At 64.9% G+C, this 26,743-nt stretch carries 25 protein-coding genes; 9 read left to right on the top strand and 16 right to left on the bottom strand.

Going from position 1 to position 26,743, the window contains the following annotated elements; genetic code table 11:
* Nucleotides 1-401 precede the first annotated feature (401 nt).
* The 10 genes from FJZ36_01490 to FJZ36_01445 all read right to left on the bottom strand — a co-directional run bounded on the left by FJZ36_01490 (nt 402) and on the right by FJZ36_01445 (nt 10,718).
* A protein-coding gene (locus FJZ36_01490; GenBank protein ID MBM3213584.1) for a peptide chain release factor 2 occupies nt 402-1,500 on the bottom strand; the annotation gives its coding sequence in 2 pieces (ribosomal slippage) (nt 402-1,433 and nt 1,435-1,500; 1,098 coding nt in all).
* Nucleotides 1,478-3,124: an apolipoprotein N-acyltransferase gene (lnt, locus tag FJZ36_01485; GenBank protein ID MBM3213583.1), complete on the bottom strand. Its 1,647-nt coding sequence runs from the start codon at nt 3,122-3,124 to the stop codon at nt 1,478-1,480. The genes FJZ36_01490 and lnt overlap by 23 nt, the downstream gene beginning before the upstream one ends.
* A 32-nt stretch (nt 3,125-3,156) precedes the next feature.
* The gene (locus tag FJZ36_01480) at nt 3,157-3,987 is read right to left on the bottom strand and encodes a carbon-nitrogen hydrolase family protein (GenBank protein MBM3213582.1); all 831 of its coding nucleotides are present in this window, start codon (nt 3,985-3,987) and stop codon (nt 3,157-3,159) included.
* 2 nt (nt 3,988-3,989) lie between these two features.
* Nucleotides 3,990-4,892 carry a hypothetical protein gene (locus FJZ36_01475; GenBank protein ID MBM3213581.1) on the bottom strand — a complete coding sequence of 301 codons (903 nt, stop codon included), beginning with the start codon at nt 4,890-4,892 and terminating at the stop codon, nt 3,990-3,992.
* Nucleotides 4,889-5,593 (bottom strand): sugar transferase, encoded by a 705-nt coding sequence (locus tag FJZ36_01470; protein ID MBM3213580.1) that lies wholly within the window; start codon nt 5,591-5,593, stop codon nt 4,889-4,891. Before FJZ36_01470 ends, FJZ36_01475 begins: the two co-directional genes overlap by 4 nt.
* The gene (locus FJZ36_01465; GenBank protein MBM3213579.1) at nt 5,590-6,333 is read right to left on the bottom strand and encodes a methyltransferase domain-containing protein; all 744 of its coding nucleotides are present in this window, start codon (nt 6,331-6,333) and stop codon (nt 5,590-5,592) included. Before FJZ36_01465 ends, FJZ36_01470 begins: the two co-directional genes overlap by 4 nt.
* Nucleotides 6,330-7,058 carry an orotidine-5'-phosphate decarboxylase gene (gene pyrF / locus FJZ36_01460; protein ID MBM3213578.1) on the bottom strand — a complete coding sequence of 243 codons (729 nt, stop codon included), beginning with the start codon at nt 7,056-7,058 and terminating at the stop codon, nt 6,330-6,332. The genes FJZ36_01465 and pyrF overlap by 4 nt, the downstream gene beginning before the upstream one ends.
* Nucleotides 7,055-7,792 carry a septal ring lytic transglycosylase RlpA family protein gene (locus FJZ36_01455; GenBank protein MBM3213577.1) on the bottom strand — a complete coding sequence of 246 codons (738 nt, stop codon included), beginning with the start codon at nt 7,790-7,792 and terminating at the stop codon, nt 7,055-7,057. The genes pyrF and FJZ36_01455 overlap by 4 nt, the downstream gene beginning before the upstream one ends.
* A gap of 19 nt (nt 7,793-7,811) precedes the next feature.
* Nucleotides 7,812-9,410 (bottom strand): argininosuccinate lyase, encoded by a 1,599-nt coding sequence (gene argH, locus FJZ36_01450; GenBank protein ID MBM3213576.1) that lies wholly within the window; start codon nt 9,408-9,410, stop codon nt 7,812-7,814.
* Between the two features lie 429 nt (nt 9,411-9,839).
* Nucleotides 9,840-10,718, bottom strand: a complete 879-nt coding sequence (locus FJZ36_01445) for a hypothetical protein (GenBank protein ID MBM3213575.1) — start codon at nt 10,716-10,718, stop codon at nt 9,840-9,842.
* 127 nt (nt 10,719-10,845) lie between these two features.
* Here FJZ36_01445 and FJZ36_01440 point away from each other — a divergent pair, with 127 nt between their 5' ends.
* The 7 genes from FJZ36_01440 to FJZ36_01410 all read left to right on the top strand — a co-directional run bounded on the left by FJZ36_01440 (nt 10,846) and on the right by FJZ36_01410 (nt 19,127).
* The gene (locus FJZ36_01440) at nt 10,846-11,904 is read left to right on the top strand and encodes a uroporphyrinogen-III decarboxylase-like protein (protein ID MBM3213574.1); all 1,059 of its coding nucleotides are present in this window, start codon (nt 10,846-10,848) and stop codon (nt 11,902-11,904) included.
* Nucleotides 11,905-12,090: 186 nt separating this feature from the next.
* A complete protein-coding gene (locus FJZ36_01435) occupies nt 12,091-14,343 on the top strand; it encodes a PBP1A family penicillin-binding protein (GenBank protein MBM3213573.1) in 2,253 nt (750 codons plus the stop codon).
* A 7-nt stretch (nt 14,344-14,350) separates the two neighbouring features.
* Nucleotides 14,351-14,899, top strand: a complete 549-nt coding sequence (locus FJZ36_01430; protein ID MBM3213572.1) for a hypothetical protein — start codon at nt 14,351-14,353, stop codon at nt 14,897-14,899.
* An 82-nt stretch (nt 14,900-14,981) separates the two neighbouring features.
* Complete coding sequence (locus FJZ36_01425) at nt 14,982-15,899, top strand: Zn-dependent exopeptidase M28 (GenBank protein ID MBM3213571.1); 918 nt, start codon at nt 14,982-14,984, stop codon at nt 15,897-15,899.
* A 223-nt stretch (nt 15,900-16,122) separates the two neighbouring features.
* A complete protein-coding gene (locus tag FJZ36_01420; protein MBM3213570.1) occupies nt 16,123-17,115 on the top strand; it encodes a Gfo/Idh/MocA family oxidoreductase in 993 nt (330 codons plus the stop codon).
* Nucleotides 17,116-17,128: 13 nt separating this feature from the next.
* Nucleotides 17,129-18,091, top strand: coding sequence for a flippase-like domain-containing protein (locus FJZ36_01415; protein MBM3213569.1), 963 nt, complete (start codon nt 17,129-17,131; stop codon nt 18,089-18,091).
* Complete coding sequence (locus FJZ36_01410; protein MBM3213568.1) at nt 18,078-19,127, top strand: GNAT family N-acetyltransferase; 1,050 nt, start codon at nt 18,078-18,080, stop codon at nt 19,125-19,127. Before FJZ36_01415 ends, FJZ36_01410 begins: the two co-directional genes overlap by 14 nt.
* Here the strand turns inward: FJZ36_01410 and FJZ36_01405 are convergent.
* The 5 genes from FJZ36_01405 to FJZ36_01385 all read right to left on the bottom strand — a co-directional run bounded on the left by FJZ36_01405 (nt 19,099) and on the right by FJZ36_01385 (nt 23,428).
* Nucleotides 19,099-20,334, bottom strand: a complete 1,236-nt coding sequence (locus FJZ36_01405) for a hypothetical protein (GenBank protein MBM3213567.1) — start codon at nt 20,332-20,334, stop codon at nt 19,099-19,101. The two genes, FJZ36_01410 and FJZ36_01405, sit on opposite strands and share 29 nt — an antisense overlap.
* Before the next feature lie 68 nt (nt 20,335-20,402).
* Entirely contained in the window at nt 20,403-20,606 is a 204-nt protein-coding gene (locus FJZ36_01400; GenBank protein MBM3213566.1) for a hypothetical protein, read from the bottom strand.
* A gap of 237 nt (nt 20,607-20,843) precedes the next feature.
* Complete coding sequence (locus FJZ36_01395) at nt 20,844-21,200, bottom strand: hypothetical protein (GenBank protein ID MBM3213565.1); 357 nt, start codon at nt 21,198-21,200, stop codon at nt 20,844-20,846.
* A gap of 19 nt (nt 21,201-21,219) precedes the next feature.
* The gene (locus FJZ36_01390; GenBank protein ID MBM3213564.1) at nt 21,220-22,296 is read right to left on the bottom strand and encodes an AIR synthase; all 1,077 of its coding nucleotides are present in this window, start codon (nt 22,294-22,296) and stop codon (nt 21,220-21,222) included.
* Nucleotides 22,280-23,428 carry a hypothetical protein gene (locus tag FJZ36_01385; GenBank protein ID MBM3213563.1) on the bottom strand — a complete coding sequence of 383 codons (1,149 nt, stop codon included), beginning with the start codon at nt 23,426-23,428 and terminating at the stop codon, nt 22,280-22,282. The genes FJZ36_01390 and FJZ36_01385 overlap by 17 nt, the downstream gene beginning before the upstream one ends.
* A gap of 262 nt (nt 23,429-23,690) precedes the next feature.
* Between FJZ36_01385 and FJZ36_01380 the strand changes: the two genes are divergently transcribed.
* Both FJZ36_01380 and dgoD read left to right on the top strand, forming a co-directional pair.
* Nucleotides 23,691-24,551 carry a hypothetical protein gene (locus tag FJZ36_01380; GenBank protein MBM3213562.1) on the top strand — a complete coding sequence of 287 codons (861 nt, stop codon included), beginning with the start codon at nt 23,691-23,693 and terminating at the stop codon, nt 24,549-24,551.
* 145 nt (nt 24,552-24,696) lie between these two features.
* The gene (dgoD, locus tag FJZ36_01375) at nt 24,697-25,836 is read left to right on the top strand and encodes a galactonate dehydratase (GenBank protein ID MBM3213561.1); all 1,140 of its coding nucleotides are present in this window, start codon (nt 24,697-24,699) and stop codon (nt 25,834-25,836) included.
* Between the two features lie 4 nt (nt 25,837-25,840).
* On the opposite strand, the gene FJZ36_01370 is transcribed toward dgoD, so the two are convergent.
* Nucleotides 25,841-26,713: a hypothetical protein gene (locus FJZ36_01370; protein ID MBM3213560.1), complete on the bottom strand. Its 873-nt coding sequence runs from the start codon at nt 26,711-26,713 to the stop codon at nt 25,841-25,843.
* Nucleotides 26,714-26,743 lie beyond the last annotated feature (30 nt).

The following is a 26,743-nucleotide window of genomic DNA, read 5'->3' as shown; positions in this document are numbered from 1 at the left end:
CGATCCCTCCATCCTGAACGGCTACTTTCGATTCGCCAACGGCGTGAACGGAACGATGAACCCCGCCAGCGGCTATGAGTTCGAGGTCCACGGGTCGAAGGGCAAGATACGCTCGCGGGGCAACGGTAACGCCATCGAGGTGCATACGTTCGACGCCCACGGCTTCGCTCGATCCGTCGACGCCCCGACGTGGGAAGCCACGAGCGGCGCCGTCAACTGCGTGAACGATCTCGTCCGCGCGGTGCTGGACGGCGGCGCGACGCTGGGGAACATCGACATCGCGTGCCGAGGTCAGGAGATGGTCCAGGCGGTCGTCGAATCGGAGCGCTTGGGCGGGGTTCGCGTGGCGCTGCCGATGCAGAATCGGTCGCTCTACATCGGTAAGTGGTGATCCGACGCGGCTACGGGGCTCCCTGTTTCAGGAACGCTTCGATGAACGCGTCCAGGTCACCGTTCATCACGCCATCCACGTTGCCGGTTTCGAACTCGGTACGATGGTCTTTAACCATCCGGTAAGGATGGAAGACGTAGGACCGGATCTGGTTGCCCCAGGCGATGTCGCTCTTCTCGCCGGCGACCTTCGCGCGTTCCTGCGCCTGGAGTTCCTGATAGTGGTCGTAGAGGCGCGAGCGCAGGATGCGCATCGCCGTCGCACGGTTCTTGTGCTGTGACCGTTCGTTCTGACACGCGACGACGATGCCGGTCGGCAGGTGCGTGATCCGCACTGCGGAATCGGTACGATTCACGTGCTGCCCGCCGGGACCGCCGGACCGGTAGGTGTCGACACGCAGGTCGTCCGGCTTGATGTCCAGGTCGATGTCGTCGTCGATCTCCGGTGTCACGTGCACCGCTGCGAAGGACGTGTGCCGTCGGCTGTTCGCGTCGAACGGCGACAGCCGGACCAACCGATGGATGCCCTTCTCGGCTCGCAGGTAGCCGTACGCGTACGATCCTTGGACGAGAACCGTCGCGTTCTTGATCCCCGCCTGGTCGCCGTCCTGGTAGTCGAGCATCTCCGTCTGGAACCCGCGCGTCTCGCACCAACGCAGGTACATGCGCAGCAGCATGTCCGCCCAGTCCTGGGACTCCGTCCCGCCTGCGCCCGGATGGATGTTGACGATGGCGTTGTGGGCGTCGTGTTCGCCGCTCAGCATGAGGGCGAACTCTTGGTTGGCTACCAGTCCGCGCAGTCTTTCGAGCTCTGCCGCGAGCTCGGATTGAGTCGACTCGTCGCCCTCCTCGTCAGCGAGCTCGCTGAGGACGCACGCATCCTCGACGCGCGAGTGAAGCGACTCCCAGGCGTCGACTTCGGACCTGAGCGTCGACAATCGCTGACCTGCCTTCTGGGCGCGCTCGGCATCGTCCCAGAACCCCGGCTTTGAGGATTCCTCGGTCAGCCGACCGATCTCCTCCTGCTTGCCTGGCAGGTCAAAGATGCTCTCGCAGTTCCAGGAGCCGCCTGCGGAGCGATTCCAGCTCAGTCGTGAGAGGACTTGCCACGTCTTGCCTCCCCCTTGCTCGTGGGCGGTGGGTCAGCCGGGGTCGCCGTCCGCAACCGAAACGCTCGGAGCCCGAACAACAGCGCCGTGGTGATCGCCGTCGCCATCGACACCCAGTCGCCCCACCGCGAATACACCGTCATGCCATCGAACAACGGCACGTCGTCCACAATCATACTCGCCTGGTCGTGCGGAAGGACACGCTGAGGTCGGATCCTGCCCGTCGGCTCGACGAAGCACGAGATGCCGCGATTCGCCGCCCGTATGATCGCCCGTCGCGTTTCGATGGCGCGGAAGACGGCGAAGGCGTTGTGTTGCCCGGCGGCTGCGGTTCCGTCGTACCAGCCGTCGTTGGTGAGGATCGCCAACACGTTCGCCCCGTTGCGGACGAACTCCCGACTGATGTTGGGGAACACCGACTCGAAGCAGATGGGCACGCCGAGACGGATCGCGGGACGATCCGCGCGCGCTAGGGTCAGGACGTTCGACTGCTTGCCGAAGTTGTAGTCGGCGACCCCGATCACGTCCTCGACGAGGAACTTCGGCAGGTACTCGCGCAGAGGCACGTACTCTCCGAACGGGACCAGATGCTGTTTGTAGTACTCATCGACGAACTGCCCGTTCGCATCGAGCAGTACCGCCGCGTTGTAACCCTCCCGCAACGTGCCGCGTCGCGACACTCTGGGCGTGCCGAACAGCAAGGGCATCTGCTTCTCTCGCAGCAGCGCCGTCACGCGTTCCTGCTGCCGCGGGTCGAGGTACGGCAGCAGTAGCGACGTCTCTGGAAGAGCCAGGAGATCGATTCGCGCGTCGCCCGCCTTGCCCATGAGGGCGAGATAGTCGTCGAAGTTGGACTCGAGGAGCTCGCGCGACCAGCGCTCGCCCTGCGGGATGTTGCCCGGCACGATGGCGACGCGAACCGTATCGACGGGCGTTCGGGATTCGGACAGCGCATAGAACCCATGCGCGAGCAGGAACGCCGTCAGAATCGCCGCCGGAAGCGACTCGTACGCCATCGCGCGTCGGGACGTTCTGCGTCGCGCGGCGTTGATGACAGTCGCGCCGATCAGCGCGAGCCCGAAGCTGATGAGCGGCACGCCGCCGAGGCTCGCCGCCTGTGCGATGGGCAGCAGATTCCACTGGGTCGTTCCGAGGGCTCCCCATGGGAACCCGGTAATGACCCACCCACGCAGCCATTCGGCGGTTACCCACAGCACGGGAACGCCGAAGACGAAGCGCCAACCCGACTCGGGCAGGAGCCAACGCGTCAGCACGGCGAATAGCGCGACATAGAGCGCGAGGTAAGCCGCGAGCAGGATCGCCCCGCCGCTGCTGGCGACCCAACCCCACGGCAGCGGCAGCCCGGTATAGGGTCCCAAGCTGTATAGCCACCCGATGGTACCCAGGAACCCAGCGAACCCGCTGAGCCACCCGAGTCGAACCGCGCCGGTCAGGCTCCGCGCAGACGAGACGGCGGACAGGAGCGGCACGAGCGCGACCCAACCGAGCGGAGCCAGGTTCCAGTCCGGCAGAGCAAGCGTGACGAGCACGCCGGACAGACAGGCAAGCGCGCGCGGCTGCCAAGGGGGCACGCAGAAACGCGCCCAGAGCGAAGGACTGTTCATCGGCAGAGGGCTCGGTTGGTGATAGGCACTCGTTAGTCCGGACTCGCCGTCAGCAGTCCGTAGAGTTCGGGGCGGCGGTCGCCGGTGATGTCGAGTTCCCACTCGCCCGGCTCGTTGACGATGCGCTTCTGGCGCGCCGACGACAGGTCCAGGTCGGCATAGAGGATCGTCTCGTCCGTCGCGGACGCCTCGAACAGGATTTGCCCGCTGGGAGCGACGATCTGGCTGCGGCCGATGAAGCGACGACCCCGTTCGACCCCCACGCGGTTGGTGGCGACCACGTAGACGCGGCTCTCCCATGCCCGAGCCCGCGTGATGATGTCGGGGCTGCTCTCCGCGCCTTCGGGCCAGTTCGTCGGCAGCGCGAGGATGTCAGCTCCTTGGAGCCCGAGGACCCGAACCGGCTCTGAGAACCGGATGTCATAGCAGATCAGCACGCCCACCTTGCCCACGGGCGTGTCAAACACCGGCAGCGCATCGCCCGGTGTGACGAATCGATCGATACCCAGAGTCGGGAGGTGCGTCTTCCGGTAGACATGCCATTCGCCGTCCGGCGTCGTCAACAGTGCGCTGTTCCTCACGTCCTCGCCGTCGCGCTCCAAGAAGCCGATCACCGCCGTCACGTTCAGTTGTCGGCATCGCTCTGCGACTCGTGCCGCGACCGCATCGGCGTCCTCAGCGTACGGCATGCCATCGGCAAGGCTCGTGAAGCAGTAGCCCGACAGGGCGCATTCCGGGAACACGACGAGCAGCGCGCCCTTGCCGGCAGCCTCAGCCAGAAGTCGCAGCACCTTGTCGAGGTTCGCGGTATTCTCGCCGATACGGACATCCATCTGAACCGCAGCGACGCGTACGATCGACATGGTCACCGAGCCTTTCCCGTGATTCCTAGCCGCTTCCTGACATACACCTCGAAGGAGGCGCGCACATCGGGGTCCGGGTCGTCCAGCGCCATCTCGAGGAACGCCTCGTAGTAGCTGGCGTAGTTGCCGATATCCAAGCGACGCTCGTCAGGGCCCAGCCGGACGCCCCAGACGCGCAAACCGTCTTGCAGCATCAGTCGCATCGAGTCCGTGATCTGGATCTCACCGCCCCGACCCGGAGGCGTCCGACGGATGTAATCGAAGATGACAGGGTCGAGCAGGTACCGCGCGGCCACAGCCAGATCGCTCGGAGCCTCGTCGATGGAGGGCTTCTCGATGAGGTCGGCGACTTCGAACACTTCGCCGGCGCCGTTCTTCGGCTGCGCGATTCCGTAGTGGATCACCTGTTCGCGAGGAACCGTCTCGAACACGATCGTTGCTGCCGGCCGCTGCTGCGCGTGCGTCTCGATGAGTCGCTTGAGGACGCCGCCCGGCTCGCTGGAACGCAGGATCGAATCTCCCAGACTCACTAGGAACGGATCGTCGCCGACGAAATGCTCCGCCAACCCAATGGCGTCCGCCAAGCCCTTCGGAACGCTCTGGCGCGTGTAGAACATCTGCACGTCGATGGACAGGTGATTCATCACGTCCAGGGACTTCTGACCGCGCGCCAGCCGATCCATCTGCACGCTGTCGATGTCGAAATGATCTTCGATAGCGCGCTTCTGCTGGCTGGTGATGACCAGCACCTTGCCCACCGCTGCAGCCGCCAGTTCCTCGACGACGTACTGGATGACCGGCTTCCTGCCGACAGGAAGCATTTCCTTCGGCTGCGACTTGGTCGCCGGGAGCAACCGTGTGCCGGTTCCCGCCGCCGGTATGACGGCTTTGAGAATGCCCGTCAAGTGGTGGGCTCCTTCTTCGGTACGACGATGCGCCACACGGTGAGGAACAGGTAGCCCAGGTCCGCCCAGACCCCACGATCAGCGATGTACGCCAAGTCCATGGCGAGTTTCCGGGGCATGATCGACTCGACATAGTAGCTCTCGACGTCCTCGCGCCCCGCCAGCATCCTCTCCTCGTGCCGAAACGCTATCTGGGTGGGACCCGTAATGCCGGGACGTACCGACAGCACACGTCGCTGCTGCTCGTCATAGTGGGCAACGTACTGAGGCAGTTCCGGCCGGGGTCCGACGAGGCTCATGGTTCCGTTCAGAACGTTCAGCAGTTGAGGCAGCTCATCCAGCTTGGTGCGTCGAAGGAACCTGCCGACCGCCGTCATGCGCAGATCATCCTCGGCAGTAACGCCCGGGCCCTTCGACGGAGCGTCGCACATCATCGTGCGGAACTTCGCCATGCGGAATGGGCGCCCCCCACGACCGACTCGGGGACCCCAGTAGAACACTCCGCCCGGCGATTGGGCTTTGGCGAGCACGGCGCACAGTGCGAACAACGGCGACAGCGCCAGCAGTCCGACCGCCGAGAACGCAACGTCCAGACACCGCTTCGCCCATCCGTCGCGGATGATCCGAATCGACGCAGGGGTCGCGACGCCGCCGCGCGACTCGCTATCGCCAACCGTTGCGGATGTGCTGACGTAGCTCATGCCGACTTCACCCCGACTAGGACGAGCACTCCGCCTGACTTCGGCAACAGCCGAGCGCCCAAGGCGTCGCACATTCGCGCGATGCCGTCCACCCAGACGTTCGGCAACCATCGGTCCACGAATCGCGGCAGCACGAGGTACCCTGATTGGCGCCTTTCGGTTACGGACCAACCAGCATCCGTCAGCAATCGCGCCAGTTCATCCTCAGTGAACCCGAACAGGTGACCATCGGAGCCGCCGCGAGCCCGGAGGAACCGTCTCCGAACGTCCCTCAGAACTTGATACCACGCGCCCCGGTTCCCTGTCGACACGACGGTGATGCCGCCCGGCCGCGCCACGCGCGCCGCTTCCCGCACCACCGAGTTCGGCGAGAAGCAGTGTGCCAGCACCGTCTTCAGCACGACGACATCGGCGATAGCATCAGCCAGCGGTACATGCTCGCCGACGCCCAGCGCATATCGCCGTTGCCTGCTGCGCCTGACATTGCCGAGCATTTCCACAGACGGGTCCACGCCGACGTACATCCGAATCGCGTCGTCGAGTCCATCGGAGAACCCTCCGTTGCCACATCCGATATCGACGATCAGTGCAGGTCCCGAGCGCTCCGCCTGGCGCCTAACGCGTTCCCGCATGAATGCGGTCATATCTGCCCAGTTGCGTGCCACCGTCCGCGAGACATGGGCGATTCGTTGCCGATTCCACGCATGGGGTTCGCGTTCCCATTCCTCGCGCCGTGTCATCTCGCTGACGCCGCTACGCGAGCCGTCTCGATGTCCTCCAGGATCGCGCGCGTCGCGCCCGCTGGGTCGGCAGCTTCCGTGATCGGTCGGCCAATCACCAGATAGTCGGCTCCGGCACGGATCGCGTCGCCAGGCGTCATTGTGCGCCGCTGGTCGTCACCGGATGCGGAGGGCCGCACACCGGGGGTCACGCTGGGGGGATCGGTTCCACACGCGTTACGGATCGCGGCGACCTCCTGCGGCGACGCGATCACGCCGTCGAGCTCCCATTGACACGCCACGCGCGCCATGTGTACCACCTGCGACTCGATGGACCGACCTGTGTCACCGAACACGTCGCGCCACAACTCATCGTCCAGGCTCGTCAGCACCGTGACGCCGATGAGAAGCGGGCTCGACCCCGCGCCATCAGACGCCTTACGAGCCGCTTGAACCATCGGTCCCCCGCCGGACACGTGGACGTTGAGCATCCAGACTCCCAGAGTCGCAGCGGACCGTACGGCTTCGGCAACCGTGTTCGGGATGTCGTGGTACTTCAGGTCGAGGAAGACACGCTTGCCGTACGCATGGGCGATCCGAACCGAATCGGGACCCTCCGACGTGAAGAGCTGCTTTCCGATCTTGACGATCTCGACCGAGTCGGCGAGTCGGTTCAGCAAGCGACGCTCGCTGCTTCGATCCGGCACATCCAGCGGGACGATGATCGGGTTCGTCACGGGAGCTATGCGTTCCTGCCGCTCGGTGGCGGCGTCCGCACGATTTCCACGCTGACCGGGCCCTTGCCTTCGCGGTCGAGGCCGATCTCCTCCGCAGCGCGACGGGACAGGTCGATGACACGTCCCTTGATGAAGCTGCCTCGGTCGTTGATTCGGACGAGAACCGACTTCCCGGAGGTCACGCTCGTAACGCGCACGATTGTGCCGAAGGGCAGGAACCGATGTGCCGCCGTGAGTCCCTCCTGATCGTAGACCTCGCCGCTCGACGTCTGCCGGCCGTGGAACACGCTCCCGTACCACGATGCGACACCGGTTTGACCCAGTATCGGCTCGATTTGCACATTGGCGACGCCATCATCGACCATGTCCAACAACTGAGCGGCGTGGTAGGAGACGAACAGGCGCTTGTCGGGACGGAGTTTCGCCCGGTCGGTGATCTGGAGCACGGCCGCTCGGCCGTTGTCGAGGTTGGTGACCCGGATGAACACGCCGTAGGGGAGCTCCGGATGGGATGCGGTCATCGCGTCCGGGTCGTAGGGATGACCGTAGACGCCTCGACGCCCTTTCTGATCGACCGAGATCCACGATGCGCGCGTCGTCTCGTCCGCCCCAATCTGCAGCCCGCCCGTATAGAGCGCTGTATGCGGGTAGTGGGCGCAGCCGACAGAGGTAACGACTGCTCCAACCAGGCAGAGGAACCAAGTCACGCGGCGGATAGCACGCCGCAATGCTGATGCTGTCACGTAGCCTCCTTCCGGACCTCTAGGCAACCGACGGGAGCGCTTCGCGAACCGACGCGCCGCCAAGCACTGCCGCGACGGCGCGAGCGGTCTCCTCTCGGGCTCGACGGATCGAGTCGCGGCGCTCGATAATGTTGCCGGCAACGTTATCGACGCTGAGCCGTAACTCGTGTGACATCCGCTCGACTTCCCGAGGCGATGTCCCGCCCAGGCTGCGATTGCGCCCGACGGCAGCGATCGGACTCAGTATCTCCTCCAGCAGCGATACGTCCAGGTGCTGCTCTCGTGTTTCGAGGTACGACACGCAATCGCCGACGTCGCGGAACGTCTTGCCGGCGTCCACGAGCCATGCAACCAGCGATCCGACGATCTCGTGCGCCTCTCGGAAAGGCAGTCGTCGCCCTGAGACGAGAAAGTTGGCGAGCTCCGTCGCCGTGCTGAAGTTCGCGTAGGTCAAATCGAGCATGCGATCCGTGTTGAACCGCGCCGTAGCCAGTGCGCCCTCGAGCACGCGAAGCGTCGCGTTCGCGGTGTCGAACGCATCCCACAGCGCGGGCTTGTCCCCCTGCAGGTCGCGGTGATATCCCAGCGGGAGCCCCTTGATCATGACGAGCGCTTCGGTCAGCCTGCCGATCACGCCGCTGGTTCTGCCCCTCGCCAGCTCGGCGACATCCGGGTTTTTCTTCTGCGGCATAATCGAGCTGCCCAAGGCGTACGCGTCGTCCAGCGTCATGGTTCGGAACTCGTGCGTCGTCCAGTAGACGATCTCTTCGGCGATGCGCGACAGATTCGTCATCAGCATCGTCAGGGCGAACAAGGACTCGATGACGAAGTCGCGCCCCGACACGACCGCCAACGCGTGTTCCTGAACCGAATCGAATCCGAGCAGGCGAGTCGTAAGCGCCCGGTCGATCATGAAGCTCGTGCCTGCGAGAGCGCACGCGCCCAGTGGGTTCTGATTCGTCGTGCGATAGGCAGCGGCGAGTCGGCGCAAATCCTCGCGCAGCAGCGCCGCGTGCGCCGTCGCCCAGAACCCCAGTGTGACCGGCTGGGCATGCTGCGTGTGCGTATACCCCGGCATCACCGCCGACGCATGGTTGTCGGCGATGTTCAGGAACGTCGTCACGAGCACCGTGGTCAGGTCTTCGGTCGCGAGCAGTTCCTCGCGCACCACCAACCTCGCGTCGGTGAGAACCTGATCGTTCCGCGAGCGGGCAGTGTGCAGCTTGCCCCCATACTCCCTGCCGGTTGCTGCGATCAGGCGCGACTCGACGTTCATGTGGACGTCTTCAAGGGCTGGATCGAGCGTCAGGCGACCCGCTTCCGCGTCAGCGCGCGCTTCTTCGAGTGGCGCCAGGATACGTCGCACGTCGTCATCGGAAAGAATCGCCTGACGCGCCAGCATCAGCGCGTGTACCTGGCTCCCCCAGATGTCGTGGAGCGCCATCCGCCCGTCGGCGCGAGTCGACTCGGTGTAATCGAGGACGATCTGTCCCGCGCTGGATTTTGCCTCGCGCTCCGACCATTGAGGACTCCTGGCACGTCTCCACATGGCTCGGCATAGGATAGGGAGCGACCGTCGGGGTGTCAAGCAAGCTCCCGCTAGGCAGGGCTGTTTCATGAACGAGTCTCGCCGCCTGCTGCGCAGGTCCAACACGACCTGTCATTCCCGCGAAAGCGGGAATCCAGGCTCTGGGCTCCCGCTTTCGGATGAAGACCGATCCACGATTCGCTGCCCTCACATTCCCCTAGTCATGTCGGCGCTACGAACACCGCCATCGACCTGATCCGACTCGCCGGACACACCAGCATCGCATCAGCCAACCGCTCATTCGCAGCCAGACCCGATAGAGCTCTGCCACTCATCGGCATCGTACTGGAGAAGTAAACAGCCGTGGGGAGCACTTTGATTACGAGGCATCCGCAACATTTCGGGAGCACTTGATTCTGACGCAACGGGGGGAGCGCCAGGCTGCTCGGACTCCTCACCGACGGTGCCGCGTCGCCGGGAGGATCGCCTCACGAACGACGCGGGTACACGATCGCACCGTCAGCCGACGAACGCCTCACGGTAGGAACCGATGTCCACCTCGTTCGTTGGTCCCTCGTGGACCAGAATACGGAAGCGCTGGACCAGGCGACCGCCATCCGGAAGCACGTAGGGCTCGCGCAAAGTGAAGTTCGACAGGAACGTCCCGTAGTCCCGGACGAAGTACGGCGACGGCGGATTGTCGGGATGGTGCATCAGCGCGATCCCAACCGTCTGACCGGCGACGTCCCCGGAATAGTCGACCCAGTCGGCGAACTGGTTCATCGCCTCGGCTTCGTTCACCTGTCCAGCCGAGTTGACGGCTCTCCCGCCGTCTTCGACATCGATCGTATCCGCAACGCGGATGCCGATGTAGGAGTGCGTGTCCTTGCCAAACGTGATCTCGCCGACGCGTGAGGTCAGAGCGCTCGATATGTCCAGCACGTGGACGCGTTCACTGGGCGTCCACACGATCTCGCGTTCCTCGTCCAGCATCTGCTCGCCGCTCTTGGCGACCCACGAGTTCGTCGTCCGAAGGCGAACGCGAGTGCCCTGCTCATCGACGACGCCCGACTCGAACCGGATATCTCCGAGGCTCGGGTTCGTCGGGTTGTTATCGTGGAAGAAGTTGACCCCGTTGACTCGCGCGTGGCCGATGAAGATGCTCTTATGGTGGTTGAACCGGTAGGCGCAGTTCGTCGTGACGGCTCTGCCGCTGGGAGAGTAGACCGGAAAGAAGTTGGGCCGCGACAGGTAGAAGTCGCCCCACGACAGGTGACCCTTGTTGTAGGCGAGGGCGAGCCGGCCGTCCGCCAGAAACTTGTAGCGGAGGTCCTCTTCGACGACGCGCGCTGTCGGCATGGTCATGTCCTCGGTTCGTGCGGGGCTCCGGTGGTTCATGAGTTATCTGCCACACGATGCCGGAGCGCACAAGCGCGGCGCGACGTCTGAGGAGATGAGCCTGCCGGCGCGACTTCGGCGACATCCGAGCATCCACGCACCCGAACCGATGAGGAAGGACATGCCAATGCCCACGGAGACGATGACTCCCCGCGAACGATGGCTCGCCGTGATGCGCCGCGAGAAGCCCGACCGCGTGCCGCTCGACTATTGGGCGACCGGCGAGGCGACACGGAAGCTCCTAGCCCACATGGGATGCGCCACGACCACGGAGATGTTCGAGCGATTGCACATCGACCGCATCGACGGCGTCGGACCTCACTACACGGGACCCGCGAGCCCGCCAGGCGAAGATATCTACGGGTGTCGATACCGAACGGTCGAGCACGACGGCGGAGCGTACTCCGAGTGCATCCACAACCCGTTGGCGCAGTACTCGTCCGTCGAGGAGATCGAGGCGAACTTCCAGTGGCCCAGCCCGGATTGGTACGACGTATCCCACCTCAAAGAGCAGGCTGCGTCTCTGGGTAAACATCCTATCCGTGGCGGGGGATCCGAGCCGTTCCTGGTCTACAAGAACCTGAGGGGCCAGGAGCAGGCGTTCATCGACCTGATCGAGAACCCCGAGATCGTCCACTACTGCCTCGACAAGCTCTTCGACCTTGCCTATGAGAACACGGCTCGCATCTACGAGCAGCTTCCGGGCAAGGTTGACTTCAGCTACGTCGCCGAGGACATGGGAGCTCAGGAGGGCTTGATGTGCTCCCCGGCTCTCCTCGAGGAGTTTCTGATCCCGCGCATGAAGCGGATGATCGACCTGGCGCACAGCGCGGGCGTGTACGTGTTCCACCACAACGACGGAGCCGTGCGCGACATTCTTCCTCGCATGATCGAGATCGGCATCGACCTGCTGAACCCGATCCAGTGGCGTTGCAGGGGGATGGCACGGCGCGCGCTCAAGCGCGACTTCGGCAAGGACGTCGTGTTCCACGGAGGCGTGGACAACCAGCAGACGCTGGTCTTCGGGTCCGTCGGAGACGTGCGGCGCGAAGTCGAGGAGAACCTGTCGATCCTCGGCGAGGGCGGCGGGTACATCTTGGGGCCCTGTCACAACATCCAGGTCGTCAGCCCCGCCGAGAACATCGTGGCGATGTACGAGACGGCGTACGACCTCGGCTGGACATGAGCTTTGCGTCCGCTCGGCAACGACAGCGCGCGTCCTCGTCTGTCGCTGCTCCGTCCGGCAGAATCCTCTTGCGTCGTGGGTGAGAGCTTCGCAGCCGATTGACACCCCGGTTCCTGCAGACCATAATCTGGTGCGTCGGGGCCCAATGGCGCGGCGCCGTTCGGCGCGACCGGAGACCACCGCTCGATGCGTTTGCCCGCATCCATCGTCCGAAACCGCCCCCTACGCATCCTCGTCCGCCTGTGCCAGGTCGCGGCGATCTTGCTGGCGATCGGACTTGTCGGAGCAACCGCGGCGGGAATCGTCTACCTGACCCAGGTGAGTCGCAACCTGCCGGAGCTCGACCCGCTGGAGTACGGCGAGGTCGCCGTCTGGAAGCAGCATACGGAGGTCTACGCCGACACACCCCCCATCGTGGCGGGCACGCCGTGGACGACCCTCAAGCGGCGTATGGAACGCCTCGACTACGCTCCCGTCACGGCGGACAACCTCCGCGAGGGAACCTACAGCGGTCAGCCGAACGCCGGTGACTCGACTGTCCAGGTCTTCCCGCGCGCATTCATCCATCCGCGTATCCGGCAGAACCCGCAGGCTTTCGTCGTGGCGATTCGCGACGGCGCGGTGGCGGACGTCCAGCAGGCTGACGGCGCGTCCGTGGGTCGGTTCTTCTTGGAGCCCGAGCTCGTCGACGAGCTCTACAACGTCGATGAAGGGCTCGCCCGCCAGTTGATCGCGCTGGAAGAAGCCCCGAAGCACCTGATCGACGCCTTCATCGCCATCGAAGACAACGACTTCTACAAGCATCCGGGGATCCACGCGCGGCGGTTCGCCGTGACGATGTTCTGGAACGTCGTTCGGAACCGGCGGTATGGAGCCAGCACGATCACCCAGCAGCTTGCGCGGAACCTGATGCTCACTCGTCAGAAGATTCTGCTGCGCAAGGCGAAGGAGTGGCTCCTCGCGGTCCAGATCGAACGCCGCTACTCGAAGAACGAGATCCTCGAACGTTACCTCAACTTCATCGACATGGGCAGGCACAGCGGTCGCAGCCTCGCCGGGGTCAAGGAGGCAGCGCGCTACTACTTCAACAAGGACGTCGCCGAGCTCTCGTTATCGGAGTGCGCTCTGCTCGCGTCGATCCCGAAGTCTCCGACGCGCTATTCGCCGGTGCTCCATCCTGAGAACGCTCGCGAACGCCGCAATCTGATCCTCCGGCAGATGCACCGCCGAGGCTACATCTCGCGTGCCGACATGATCGCCGCCCAGGCTGAGGAGCTCGTCGTCGAGGGTCCCCGCCGCAGCCGGTTCCGGGGAACGGCTCCGTACTTCGGTTCCTACATCCGCGCGCTGCTTGAGCAGCGGTACAGCCGGGAGCAGCTCTACAACCAAGGCATGCGCGTCTACACGACGATGGACCCCATCGCCCAGGATGCCGGCACACGCATCGTCGCCAAGGAGCTCGAAGAGCTCGACAAGCAGCTCCGGTACCCGCCGTACCGCGACATGGTCGCGGCGGCAGACGCCAAGCTGAGCGCGAAGCACGAGCCGGGCGACTACATCCAAGCGGGACTGGTGATGATCGAGGTCCAAACGGGCTACGTCCGAGCCATCGTCGGGGGGCGCGACTACGACTACAGCCAGTTCAACCACGTCACCCAGGCGAAGCGCCAGCCCGGATCTGCGTTCAAGCCGTTCGTCTACACGGCGGCATGGGAACGCGGTATGAAGCCCTCCGATACGATCGAGGACGAGCCCTGGACCTATCGCGGCTGGACACCCCACAACATCAGCTTCTCGCACGAAGGCGAGGTCGATCTGCGTCGGGCTCTCGTGCGTTCTCTGAACATCCCGGCGGCGCGGCTGATGAACGAGTACGTGGGCGTCACGGCGACGGTGCGCATGGCTCGTCGCTGCGGCATCGAAACGCCGCTCGCCCCGTACCCGTCGCTCGCTTTGGGTTCGTCGGAGGTCACGCCGCTGGAGATTACGTCGGCGTACGGAACGCTGGCGAATGGGGGCGTGCGCGTCAAGTCCATCGCCATCCGCTATGTGGTCGACAGCTCGGGTCGGGTGTTGGAGGAGCAGGTTCCTGAAACGTCCCGCGTCATGGAGGAGTGGGTCGCCTACACGACGACGTCTGTGCTACAAGACGTTGTCACCTATGGAACCGGAGCGCGCGTCCGCCGTCTCGGATTCACCTATCCGGCTGCCGGGAAGACCGGCACCACGTCCGACTACACGGACGCGTGGTTCATCGGATACACGCCCCACGTCGTCACCGGCGTATGGGTCGGCTTCGACGATCCTAAGAAGAGCGTCAAGGCGACCGGCTCCGAGGCGGCGATTCCGATCTGGACGGAGTTTATGAAGGAAGCGATCCGTGGTCCGAAGGACGCCTTTGTCGCCCCCGGAAGACGCTCCGCCGCAACGTCTCAATAGGCGAGGCGTGCTGTTCGCCGGGCTGTTCGTTGGGGCGCTGTCGGTCGTTGCCTCGGCGCTCGCTCATACGACGGACCTGCCGCACCACACGCGCGACTTCGCCGATATCGCCACGGGGCAAGACCGTCGCGGAATCGTGATGCTGCTGGCGTCCGTGCTGACGACCGGGCTGATCGCGCTCGCCTACTTCGTCTTTCGGAACTCCGTGAGACACGACGGATCGAGTGACGTGCTGCGCGTGCAGGAGCGACTCCGAGCCCGAGCGCTTCACGCCGCGAGCCACGCCCGGAAGCATCTCGACCGACCGCAGGACGACCTCATCATGGCGGTCGTCGACGCGTACGCGTCTCAGACCGGAGGCGCACCGGCACAGCCGCTCAAGGGCGAACCCGGTCGGTATCGCATCGGAACCGACGTCCTGGCAGTCCGGGCGACGACGGACTCGGTCGATCTGACGGCTTCGTCCGAGGGGTGCGCGGCGAGTGTCCGCGTCACGCAGGCAGGCGATATCACCATCAGCCTCTACCGGACGCCGACGACCGAGGCGGCTCTGTAGGCACCGTTGCGTGACGGCGAGCGGGAGTCGGACCTTACGACGTTCTCGAACCGCGTCGGTTCCGCCAACCAGGAGGCACGTCGTGCAGACCGTCCGGGCGATGATCGACCGGTTGTCAGGTGATCGCCTGCGTCGAGACCTGTTCCACCTATGCAAGGACCCGATTCCGTACCGCAAGATCAACCACACGCTCCCAGGACACGCGAAACATACGCTCGACGAGGCGGACGACTACATTGTCGCTCAGCTCGAGGCGTGCGGGTACACCGTCGAGAAGCAGGCGGTGCCCGTGCAGGCGCGCGAGCGCGACGAGTCCAAGCCCAAGGCGCAGCAGTATGGGCCCGCATCGGGCCCCTGGATGGCGGCGTATAACCTGAACGCGGTCCGCGTCGGCTCCGCCCAGCCTGACGAGACCATCGTGTTCGTCGCCCACAAGGACTCGCAGAGCTGGGTCGATTCGCCGGGCGCTTACGACAACGGCGTCGGGACGGTCGCGCTCATCGAGATGGCGCGCGCGCTGAGCGAGAACCAGCCGAGGCGCAGCTTCTGGTTCCTCTGGTGCAACGAGGAGCACGCGCCGTGGACGAGCATCCACGCCGCCGAAGTCGCGCGCGACCGAGGCGACAACCTGATCGCCGTGCTCAACATGGACGGCATCGGCGGCAGACCCGACGAGGATGTCCGCGCCGGGCGTCGGACCAACGTCACGCTCTACACGGAGCCGGAGGGCGAGCGCATCGCCGACCTGATGTCCGAAGTCAACGACCGGTATCGCATCGGACTGACTCAGACCAAGGGAAGGCGTTCGTCGCCAGGGGACGACGACGGATCGTTCATCCGCGCGGGCTTCCCGACCGCCGTCATCAACATCGGCTCGTGGCACTATGCGGAGCCGAGCTACCACCGGGAGACCGACGTGCCGGAGAACGTCGATATCGACAACGTGCTCATGGCGACCCAGGCAGCCTTCGCAGCAGCCCTGACACTCGACGCATCGTAGGACGCGCAGCCGTCGGACACGGCGGCGACCGCGCTGTTCGAGGCAACAGGGAGTACTCGACCGCAGAAGTTCATACGGCTTGTCATCCTTCGCTGCGCTCAGGATAGGTTCCTGAGGAGCGAAGCGACGAAGGATCTCGCGCATCACGTGCCGGGCAGATTCTTCGCTTCGCTCAGAATGACAGTATCCGTAGCAACTTCCAAGATGGATTAGGGAGGAACCGATGCCTCGCGTTCTGAGAGTCATCCACGTCGGCGCCGGGGGCAGGGGCGCATGGCCCCTCGATGTTGTCGCCCGCATGGATGGGTACGTGTCTGCGGCGCTCGTCGACGTCAACCCCAGCTATCTCGAAGCCGCACGGCAGAAAACCGGGCTTCCGGCGTCCGTCTGCTTCTCGGACGTGCAGGACGCCGTGGGCTCCGTCGAAGCGGATCTGGCGATCATCTGCACGCCGACGGTGACGCACGTCCCGTATGCCCGAATCGCATTCGGGGCTGGCGTCCATGTGCTCACCGAGAAAGGCATGACCCTCGACTGGGAGCTCGCCCGCGCCGCCGTTGACGAAGCCGAGCAAGCTCGACTCTGTTTCTGCGTTTCTCAGAACTACCGCTACTTCCAGGTCGAGCGCACGATGCGCGAGGCGTTCGGAACCGAGCAGTACGGCGAGCCGTCGTTCCTCGACCTGATCCACCACCGCTACCGCCCGGAACCGCGAACCCTCGACTACAAGAACGCGATGATCTGGGACATGAGCTGCCACCACTTCGACAACTTCGTCTACTGGTTCGGGCCCGCCCAGCGCGTGACGGCACGCACCTTCGGTGCCCCCTGGAGCCGATATACGCCCCACGACGCGAACGTGAGCGCCGTGATCGAGTTCGCGAACGGCGTCGTTGCGACCTACTGCCTGACGCACGTCGCGCAGAACGATTTCCATCGCACGTTCATCCACACGACGACGGGGACGCTCCGATGCCACGACATCGCTGGCATCGAGTTCCGCCCGACCCACAGCCGCGACGCGCAGGCGGTTCCGCTGCTGTCCGTGCCGCAATCCGAGCAGTCGGTCCTGGAAGACGTGTATCGGTACATCCTCGAGGGCGTCGAGCCGGGAATCTCCGGCAGGAACAACCTGCAGACGCTCGCGCTGTGCGAGGCGACGGGCAGAGCGTCGGACGAACGGCGGACGGTCGAGATCGGCGAGCTCTTCGATTAGGACGGGCGAACGCGTGAGTGGCGCCAGACGCGCGCGATGGGCAGTCGCCACGGCGGTCGGCATCGCCGCTGCCATGTGGCTCCTGCGCGGCGTCGAGTGGCGGACGATGTCCGACAATCTGGCGCGCCTCCGATACCAGCACATCGTCATCGCATTCGGCGGCTACGGGTTGTCCATCGTCGCGAAGTCCCGCCGGTTCGCGGCGCTGTTGGATAGAGCTTGTTCGAGTCGCGAGCTGTTGGGCGTAGTCGCCGCGCAGACGTTCTGGTCGAACACGCTCCCGATGCGCGCTGGCGATGTATCCTACGTGCTTCTGCTGCGCGGACGTGGATCGGTTTCAGGTACCCGCGCCGTGTCGTCGCTGCTGGTCGCCAGCCTGCTAGACCTGTGGTGCATGATGCTGGTCGCGCTGCTCTGCACCACGGCGTTCGAGTCGTCTGCGGCTGGCTCGACCGCGTCGCGCGCTGTGGCGGCGGTGGCGGCGACCGGAGTGGTCGCCATGCCCGTCGGTCTCGCGGTGTTTCGTTGGGCGCAGCCGCGACTGTCCGTGTTGGGCGGCGTTCCGGTCGTCGGCGCTCGCGTCGCTTCTTTGCTGCAGGACGTGAGTCGCGTCGCGTGGAGCGCCTCCCTGCTGCGAGGACTGGGCTACTCGACGCTCTCGCTGGCGCTCCGGTTCGCGTTCCAGGTGTATCTGCTCGCCGTCCTGTTTCCGTCGATCAGCGCGCCGCAAGGTCTGTTCGCGCTCTCGGTCGCGGGATTGGTGAACCTGCTCCCTATCCAGTCCATCGGAAATGTGGGAACCATCGAGCTCCCGTGGGCGTGGGCGATGATGGCGACCGGCGTGGACGCCGGCAGCGCCATCGCGTCTGGCTTCGTTCTCCACGCAATCGTGCTCGTCTTCGCGTGCATCGTAGGCGCTCTGGCGCTTCCGCTGCTCGCCAGGGCGCCGACGGAGGACCCGCGTGGCGGCAACTGACGATGAATGGGTTCAGGCACAACCCGGCGACGAGTGGGACGAGCTCGCCAAGCAGTGCCCAGACGCCTGCGCATTCCATTCCAGCGAGTGGAAGGCAGCCCTGACTGCCGCCTTCCCGCAGTACGTCGCGGGCGACAGCCGTCATGTCAGAGACGGGCGGTCGATTTGCCTATGGTCATCGTTCGACTTCCGCCCGGCACCAGGCATTCGGATCGCCGAGGCGGGACCTTGGAATCTCTACGGCGGCTACTTGGCACAGTCGCCGTCCCAGTCGGAGTTCGCGTCTGCGCTGAATCGATGGGAGGATCGCTCGCGGCGTGCAAGCGCCGCCTTCCTCCGTCTGACCCTCCACCCAACGGATTACGAGGACCGTCTGGCAATCGCTCGTCAGGCTGGCTTCGCCGACTTCGACTCGAAGCGTACGCACTGGCTCTCCCTGCCGGACGATCTCGACACGCTCTGGCACGACGCCTATCGCGGTAGCGTCCGAACCGACATCCGGCGAGCGCGGAAGTCCGGCGTCACGGTCGAGGCGTCTTCGTGCCCGGACGACGTGCGGGCGTTCTACGCGCTCTACGCCGATTCGATGCGTCGGTTCGGCAGCCTGGCGAAGCCGCTCGTGCTGGTCGAGATGCTCTTGGCAGGAAGCCTCGGTAGGCTGTGGGTGGCTCGGAGAGAAGGCTCGGTGGTTGCCGGCTTGCTAGAGCTCCGCTTCGGGCGCTGGATGACGATCTGGATGGCTGCCAGCGAACCATCGGAACGGCGGTACTCGCCCAACCATCTGCTCTACGACGCCGCTCTGCGCGACGCGACTCAGGCTGGGGTGGAGATGGCGGACTTCGGGGCATCGCCGCCGGGCAACGACGGGCTCGTGGCGTTCAAGGAGTCGTTCGGCGCGCAGGAAATGGCGTTCGGAACCGTCACGAAGACGACCGCCCCTCTGCGGTCGTGGCTCTGGCGCGTCGCCGAGCCCGCCGCTCGAGGGGCGTATCGCCGGTTCCAGCGAATCAACCGACCGTCACCGACGGCGGATTGACGAAGTTGTGGTACGCGCCCGCCAGATCGGCGTCCTCGGCGTCTCCGGCGTGGACGACGACCTGATATCGGAATGTCAACGAGTCGCCCGCCTTCAGCACGTACTGCCCGTCGCCGTCGAGGAGCTTTCGTCCCGACTCGAACGTGCCGCGTCCGAAGATGTTCGTCGTCATCAAGCCGTAATCGCGGACGTGCCAGTGGCACGGGTGGCGCGGGTTCCCTATGTGATCCATGATGGCGATGCCCAGATGCACGCCGTCGATGTACCCTGAGTAGTCGCACCAGTTGGCGCGCTTGCCCCAGGTCTCGCGTTCGTTCGTCCCGCCGAAGGAGTTGACGATGATTCCCGTGTTCGAGACCTTCACCATTGGCGCGACGCGGACGGACATGATGCCGCCCTCCTTCGTGTCGCCGAAGTGAACGTCCCCCTCGGTCGCTCGGAACTCGACGACCGACTCGATGATCCGTCGGTTCACCGGAAGCGCGTAGATGCGCCACGAGACGCGGTCGGTCATCAGTCGCTTGCCGTCGAGGCTCTGCCACAAGCTCTCGGTGGTCACCGTTCCGAAGACGGAGCCGCCCTTCGCCTCCGACAGCTTTTGGACGACGACGCGCCCGGAGTTGGCTCCCTCAGCCCAGCAGTCCACTCCGTTCACCTCGCCGTAGGCGACGTACAGCGATCGGTGGTGCTTGTGATCCGACGCGCCGGTCTCGGTGACCTCCTTGCCTCCGGGACCCAGCACGGGATACCAGTGCGGACGGTAGTGCTCGGGCCCGTAGAGCATCGTCGTGAAGGGCTCGCCGCCGATCTCCACGGCAATGGCTCCGCCCTTGTCTGAGACCGCGACGCGACCGGGCGACGAGCCCGTGACCAACTGGAACCGCCGCGTCTCACGCCGCACCAGATAGGGGCAAGGGAAGGTGAGCTCCACCTTGCCATCCACCGCATCCGACGCCTGAACCGGCAGGGAGGTTCCCGTCACCGAGTCGACGAGGCTCATGCCGCCCGATGGCAGCGACGCCGCATCGACGGTTACTCGTGCGAATGCGTCGCGGCGCGCGTGCTCTCCGGCGTTGACGACAAGATCGAGACCCATCAGCTTTCTCCTTGCGCCGATCCCGTTCCGCGCTTGACGGAGCCACGCGAGTGACTCATACGTCAGCAATGTCCTCCGCAACACTATTGCCGATGCCGACCCCATCGGCAAGAGTGTGTCGCTCGGGCGCGGATCGCATCGCGGCTGTCGCGCTCGAGCGGCTCTTTGGTCTCCCGCAGCTAGCTGGCGTACCAGATAGAGCTGCGTACGATCCGACCGTCGTGCTCCGGGTTCGTGAGAACCTCCAGCGCCTCTCGGAGTACGCGGCTGCCCATATCGGGATCGTTCGGTCTGCCCATCGGATGTCCCAGCGGGAAATCGACCAGCAGCGCACGAGGCGGCTGCACGTGGGCGGTCATCTCGGCGCTCATGGTGATCGACACCGTGCGGATCCCCGACTCCTCCACGGCTCGCTGAACCAGTCCCACGGACTGGTGGCAGATGCCTCAGGCGGGGGTCAGAAGCGCGATGTCGACTTCTCCACGATGGAGCTCATCCACGATGGCAGGAGCCGTATCCGATACGAGCGCGTCCACGCAGCCGCCGGTGATGTGCCCCATCAGGCTGTACGCGACCGGATGCAGTGAGCCGACGATTCTTTCGGCGACGAGCTCGGCGAGTCAGTCAATCGGGAGCACGACGTTGATGTCGAGCTCCGCGTCGCGGTGATCGTAGTAGTCGTGCGTCACGAGCACGCTGCTTCGCGGCGCGTCGATTGGGATTCGGCGCAGCGACGGATCGCCTTCCGGGCGCGCCATGTTGAACGGTGGGTCGGAACCCAAGTGAAAGCCGCCGGTCGTGATGAGTGCGATGCAGCACTCAGACAGTGGCTTCCGTATCGGAACGATGGCTGGAGCTGGCAGCGTCTCTAGCCTGGCTTCCGCGATCCAGCGCTTCAGGCGATCCGGATCGCGGGTGTACCAGCGAGCCACGTGCTGGTTCCGCCACCGGCGATAGAGCAGCCGGATCCCCGTCATGCCTCTGAAACTCCCGCCCTCAGTCGCTGGGCTCCCCTGCGAGCGCATCGGCAAACGCGCGCCAGAACGGGTCGACGCGCGGATGCGCCAGCTCACGCCATGCGCCTTCGGACAGGAGCTGGCACGACGGTTCCTCGACGACCTCGCCGATCTGCGCGGCGACGATGCCAGCGCCCTTGAGCGCCGACAGGACCGCCTCGGTTCGGTGGGGGCAGCACGTCATCACGAGCGTGCCCTCGCTGATCGCCGGGAAGGGATCGACCCCGAACAGCTCGCACAGCCGAACGGCATCCTGGTTCAGCGGGATAGCGCTCTGGTCGATCCGCATCCCGACGTCGCTCGCCTGCGCGACCTCGACGATGCCACCCCACAGACCGCATTCCGTCGCGTCGTGCATCGCCGTCACGCCGTCGTCTCGCACACCGACCTGCGCCGCCGTCAGCGCGTCGTCCACGACCGTCATTTGCCAGAAGAGCTCCTCGCAGCGCCGCGCGGCGTCCTCGCCGAACGCGCGGGAGACGCGATCCGGGAACGTGGCGGCGAACAAGCCAGCGGCTTCGATGGCGGGACCCTTCGTGACGATAACGGCGTCGCCTGGGCGCGCCATTTCAGGAGTCACGTATCGGTCCGCATCGCCAATCGCCATGACGGTCGCGCCGCCGACCATCGGGTAGTCGCAACCGTCGTAGCGCGCGGTATGTCCCGTGACGACGGCGACGCCATATCGGTCGCACTCCCGGTGGATCGTCTCCCAGACCGTTCCGAGAGCGGCGGCATCCATGGAAACCGGCAGGTTCAGGTCGATGGTCAGGTGGGTCGGCGCGAGACCGCTCGTCGCGACGTCGGACATGAGGATGTGGATCGCGAACCACGCGGCGCGCTCCCATCCGTACTGCGGCACAATGAAGACGGGGTCGGTCGACATCGCCATCACGCGACCGCCGCCGATGTCGATGACGCCGACGTCGACGCCGCTCTTGGGCGGAACCAAGACATCCGCGCGTTTCCTGCCCAGACGCGGCTTGATGAGCGTCTCGAACACGTCCGGTGATATCTTGCCAATGTCGGGAAGCTGCGCCTCAGAAGACTCGGGCACCGATCAGTTCTCCCGTCTTGACGCCGAAGGGCCACTCGGTTCGCCGCTCTTGAACGGGCGTGCTGAAACCGGTCGAGTATTGGGCGGCATGTCGGTACGCCGCACGGATGTTGTCCGTAGGAACTTCGGGATTGATGACGTTCGCCGAGAAGAGGAAGAGCCCCTTGCCGCCCTCCGTGACGTCGATCGCGTAGGCGACGTCCTCCTCGACATCCTGGACGGAACCCCAAGGCAGCGTCCGCGTGACGGACATGCCCGCGAACAGCAGCAGTCGGTCTCCCGTCGCGGTACGAAGCTTCACCAGGTCGGAGATGTGGACGCCGAGCTCTTCCTGGAACCCCTGGAGCCCGCAGAACCCGCACGCGAGGATGTCATCCATGATCGGCATCACGTTGCCGTCACAGTGGCAGATCGTCTTGATACCGCCTTGGTGCAACGGCTCCAGCGAGTACTTCAGCCACGGGAAGTAGTGCTTGCGAAGGAATCGCGGCGACACCATGGGCCCGTTGTTGTCACAGATATCGTCGCCGGTCATGATGAGCGGCGGACGTTTCAGCGCCGAGTAGACGCGCGCAATCACTTCGTTCCGGGCCCGCGCCGCGACGGCGCTGGCGCGGTAGATGCGGTCGAACGCCTCAGGATGCAGAGCGACCGCTTCGTAGTACGCCGTGTAGCCAAACGTGCCGTACCAGCCAAAGGTCGCCGAGCAGTCCCACCGGGCTGGCAGGTACTGCACGTCTCCGTACCGCGCCTGCGTGGTTTCCAGGTGCGTTCGCAGTTCCTTTGCGTACGCGTCCGCGTCGAACCGCGCCAGAATCTCGTCGTCCGTCGGACGCGATTCGGCGAAGGCAAGCACCTCATCGACCGAATGGTTCGTCTGGTCGCGTTCTAGGATGTAGCTCTGTCGGATCGTGTCCTGTCCGCGCGGCACGATGTGACCCAACATTCCGTCGGCGCCCAGGTTCCTGTACGCCTTCAGCGCCCCTGTCCATGGGTCCTTCCAGAACTCGTCCTCCGTCGTTCCACCGAGCTCCTGAAGGTGCACGGCGCCGTTGATCCAACCGGCTAGCAGCGGTATGCGGTCGACCGGCTGGAAGTGCGCCTGACGCATGATGCGCTCGTACGAAGTCATGTCTCCTCCCGTTTTGCCAGGTGGAACCGAAGCGGCGTTTCACTGGAAGATGGATAGCCGCTGAGCGTCTACGGTTCCAGTGTGCCCGCTTGGTTGCCTGCGCGAATTGCCGTGCCCAATCTACTTGCGCGCGCGACATTCCTGTGGCATATGCGTACACGTCGCGCTGCCGGGGTCAGTGGCGACCGATGCGGCGGCGCGGGAATCGGACGGTTCGCGGCAAGCGCATCGCGCGCGCCGCGCAGAATAAGGAGTCCTGACCATGTCAAGACGCCTGTGGTGCGGCGTCTGTCTGTCGATCGCCTCCCTTCTCATCTCCACCAGCCTTTGGGCAGTCGACCTCGCGTTCTACGCGGGACCGCCGAACACGGGATGGATCATCCCAGGTGACGTGACGCGCGAGACCGACCAGATGGTCGCTGCTCTCAAGGGCATGTTCGACACGACAACCGTCTTTGGCGACGGAGACGAGGTCGGGGAGAACTCGAAGCTCGCCAAATGGACGAAGGATCGCACGAAGGACGGCAAGAAGGACGTGCTCATCCTTTCGTGCGGTACGATGCCCAGCGGGCTCTACCCCTTCCCGAACAAGCAGCCCGACGGTTCCATCATCGAGGAGTACCTCGACAATGGCAACACCGTCATCAACATCGCCGACTGGTTCGGCTACATGAGCTACGAAGGCGGTGTGCGTAGTCCCGACAACGGCGCTGCTGGAGCGGCGAACATCATGGACATCCCAGGGTTGTCCTTCGGCAGCCGATGCAACGCGCAGGTCGTCAATGCGGCGGGCAAGAAGTACCTGCCCTCCCTCAAGGACTACACGAATGACCGTCCGTGGCACGTCGAGCAGTTCAAAGGCACCGACTGGGTCGTGACGACCTTCGCCGACTGTGGCGCGAATGACGCGGATCCCGCTGTCGCGGTCAACAGTAAGACGGGCGGCGTCGTCGCCTGCCTGATCCAGAAGGCGTGGCCCGGGCCCGACCCCAAAGCCGACAACCGAGGCGAGGTCGTCATCGAGTTCGTCAAGAACTGGTTGACCGAGCAGGGCCACCTCGTGCTCGCTGTCGAGCCGAGAGGCAAGCTCTCGACGACATGGGGGGCGATGCGAACCCGATAGCGCGTGCGCCATCCGAGGTGGCGCGTACCGTTGAGGATAGGGCTCCGCTGTCACGGAGCCCTTCGTTGTTTGGTTCGCCGTCAGGCGCCCGCAGTTGCCCTGAGCCATGGGATGAGCCACACTGACGAATGTCCAGAGAGGTTCCATGAAGATCGCCGACGTCCGCACATTGCCGATTGCGTCCTACCTGTTCGTCCAGGTTCACACCGACGAAGGCATCGTCGGGCTGGGCGAGTCGGGAGCTTGGGGCTACCTGGAGGCGTCCGAGCGCGCGGTCGAGACGTTTCGCGACTACCTTATCGGTCAGGACCCGCTCCGCATCGAGCATCACTGGCAGAGCATGTATCGCTGGAGCCACTTCCGGGGCGCGGCGATCATGGGCGCGCTCAGTGCTATCGACATCGCCCTGTGGGACATCGCCGGCAAGCACTTCGGCGTCCCCTGCTACCAGCTCCTCGGCGGCAAGACACGGGATAAGGCGCGCGTCTACTACCACGTCTTCGGAAGCACACGCCAGCAGCTCGTTCAGGGGTGCATCGACGCGAAGGAGCGCGGCTTCACGGCGGTCGGTCACCTGACGCCGTTCCGTGACGAGTCGCACGACATCCCCTACTTCAAGACGCACGCCGACAAGATGCGCGACGCCATCGAGACAGTCGCCGCCTATCGCGACGCCGTCGGGAACGACGTCGACCTGTGCATCGAGATCCACCGGCGGCTGACGCCGTCCGAGGCGATCGTCCTGGCGCGCGGCATCGAGCCGTACCATCCCTTCTTCTACGAGGATCCGACGCTACCGGACAACCTCGACGCTATGGCGCACATCGCCGAGAAGATTCACATCCCTATCGCAACCGGCGAGAGGCTCCACACGATCTACGAGTTCCAGATGCTGCTGAACCGGAACGCGGTTCAGTTCGTGCGACCCGACGTGTGCATGGCGGGAGGCTTGACGCACAGCAAGAAGATCGCCGCGCTGGCGGAGGCGCATCACGTCGGCGTGGTTCCCCACAATCCCTTGAGCCCGGTCAGCACGGCGGCATGCGTCCAGCTGGCGGCATGCATTCCCAACTTCGCTCTTCAGGAGTACCCTAGAGGCGAGCACGAGCCGCCGAAGAGCGAGATCGTCCGAGGCGCGCTGAGGGCTGAAGACGGCTTCCTCATCGTGCCCGATGCGCCAGGGATCGGCGTCGAGCTGATCGAAGGGGCTCAGGAAGCGCATCCATTCCGCCGCCGACGAGTCAACACGCGCCTGCACGTCGACGGATCGGTCGTCGACCAGTAGGGCGTCACGGGAACAGTTGAGCAGCGAGCCGCTCGATCCCTGCGAAGTCCCCAGCCTCGAGCATGGCTCCATACCCGAGGAGCTCTCCGGCAAATGACTTACGCCACGCTGCCCACGCATGCTGAGACCTCCATCCCTTGACCTGCGCCGTCACGAGGGCTCGCTCCGCCCGGACGAAGGCGTCGCGAGTCGCGTCGTCCCAGTCCGGCATCGACCGCGCCAGGCACGCCAGACGGCGCACGATCACGTCGGCGTACCGGTTCCCGAGTTCCGGCGAAGAGCCTTTCTCGATGGTATCCGTCTTGCCGTAGTCGGGATCGGTGCGTATCCGGTCGATGGCGACGAGCTCCGGCATGAGATGCCACAGCAACGACGTCTCGCCGATGCCCGCGTGGTCGCCCAGATAACCGACGTCCTGCGCCAGCCAGTACTCAGGCGTCCCGAGCACGGGGATCTGCAGGCGCTCTGTCATCCGCGCCGCCGTCTCTCGTACCACGATCTGTTGGTTGTGTCCGTAGTGACCCGTCAGCATGAGGATCGCGCGGAACCCGAGGCGGCGGAACTCATAGCAGAGCTTTTCCAGCCACGACCGCAGCAGGTGGTTCTCCCATGCGTCTTCGGGTTCCAGGACGACCGTTGCCGGCATGTCGAGCCCGCCCATGCCGCCGTAGACCGGTGGATGGACGACCCCGCCGCCTGCCTGCTCGGCGGCGAGAACGCACAACCGGTGCGCTTTGAGGGCGTCCAGTCCCAGCGCGTTGTGTTCGCCGTGCCACTCGACGGTTCCGAGCGGTAGGAACACGACGGGCAGCGCCTCGACCGCCTCGCGGAACTCCGCCGGCAGCATGTTCTCCCACCGAACTCGATCGCGCTCCATCGTGGACTCCTTCTCAGCCACCGTCTCAGA

It is taken from the genome of Candidatus Poribacteria bacterium (assembly GCA_016866785.1).
Lineage (GTDB): Bacteria > Poribacteria > WGA-4E.
Note: the sequence above shows the minus strand (reverse complement) of the source record. Positions and strands in the feature narration are given on the sequence as shown.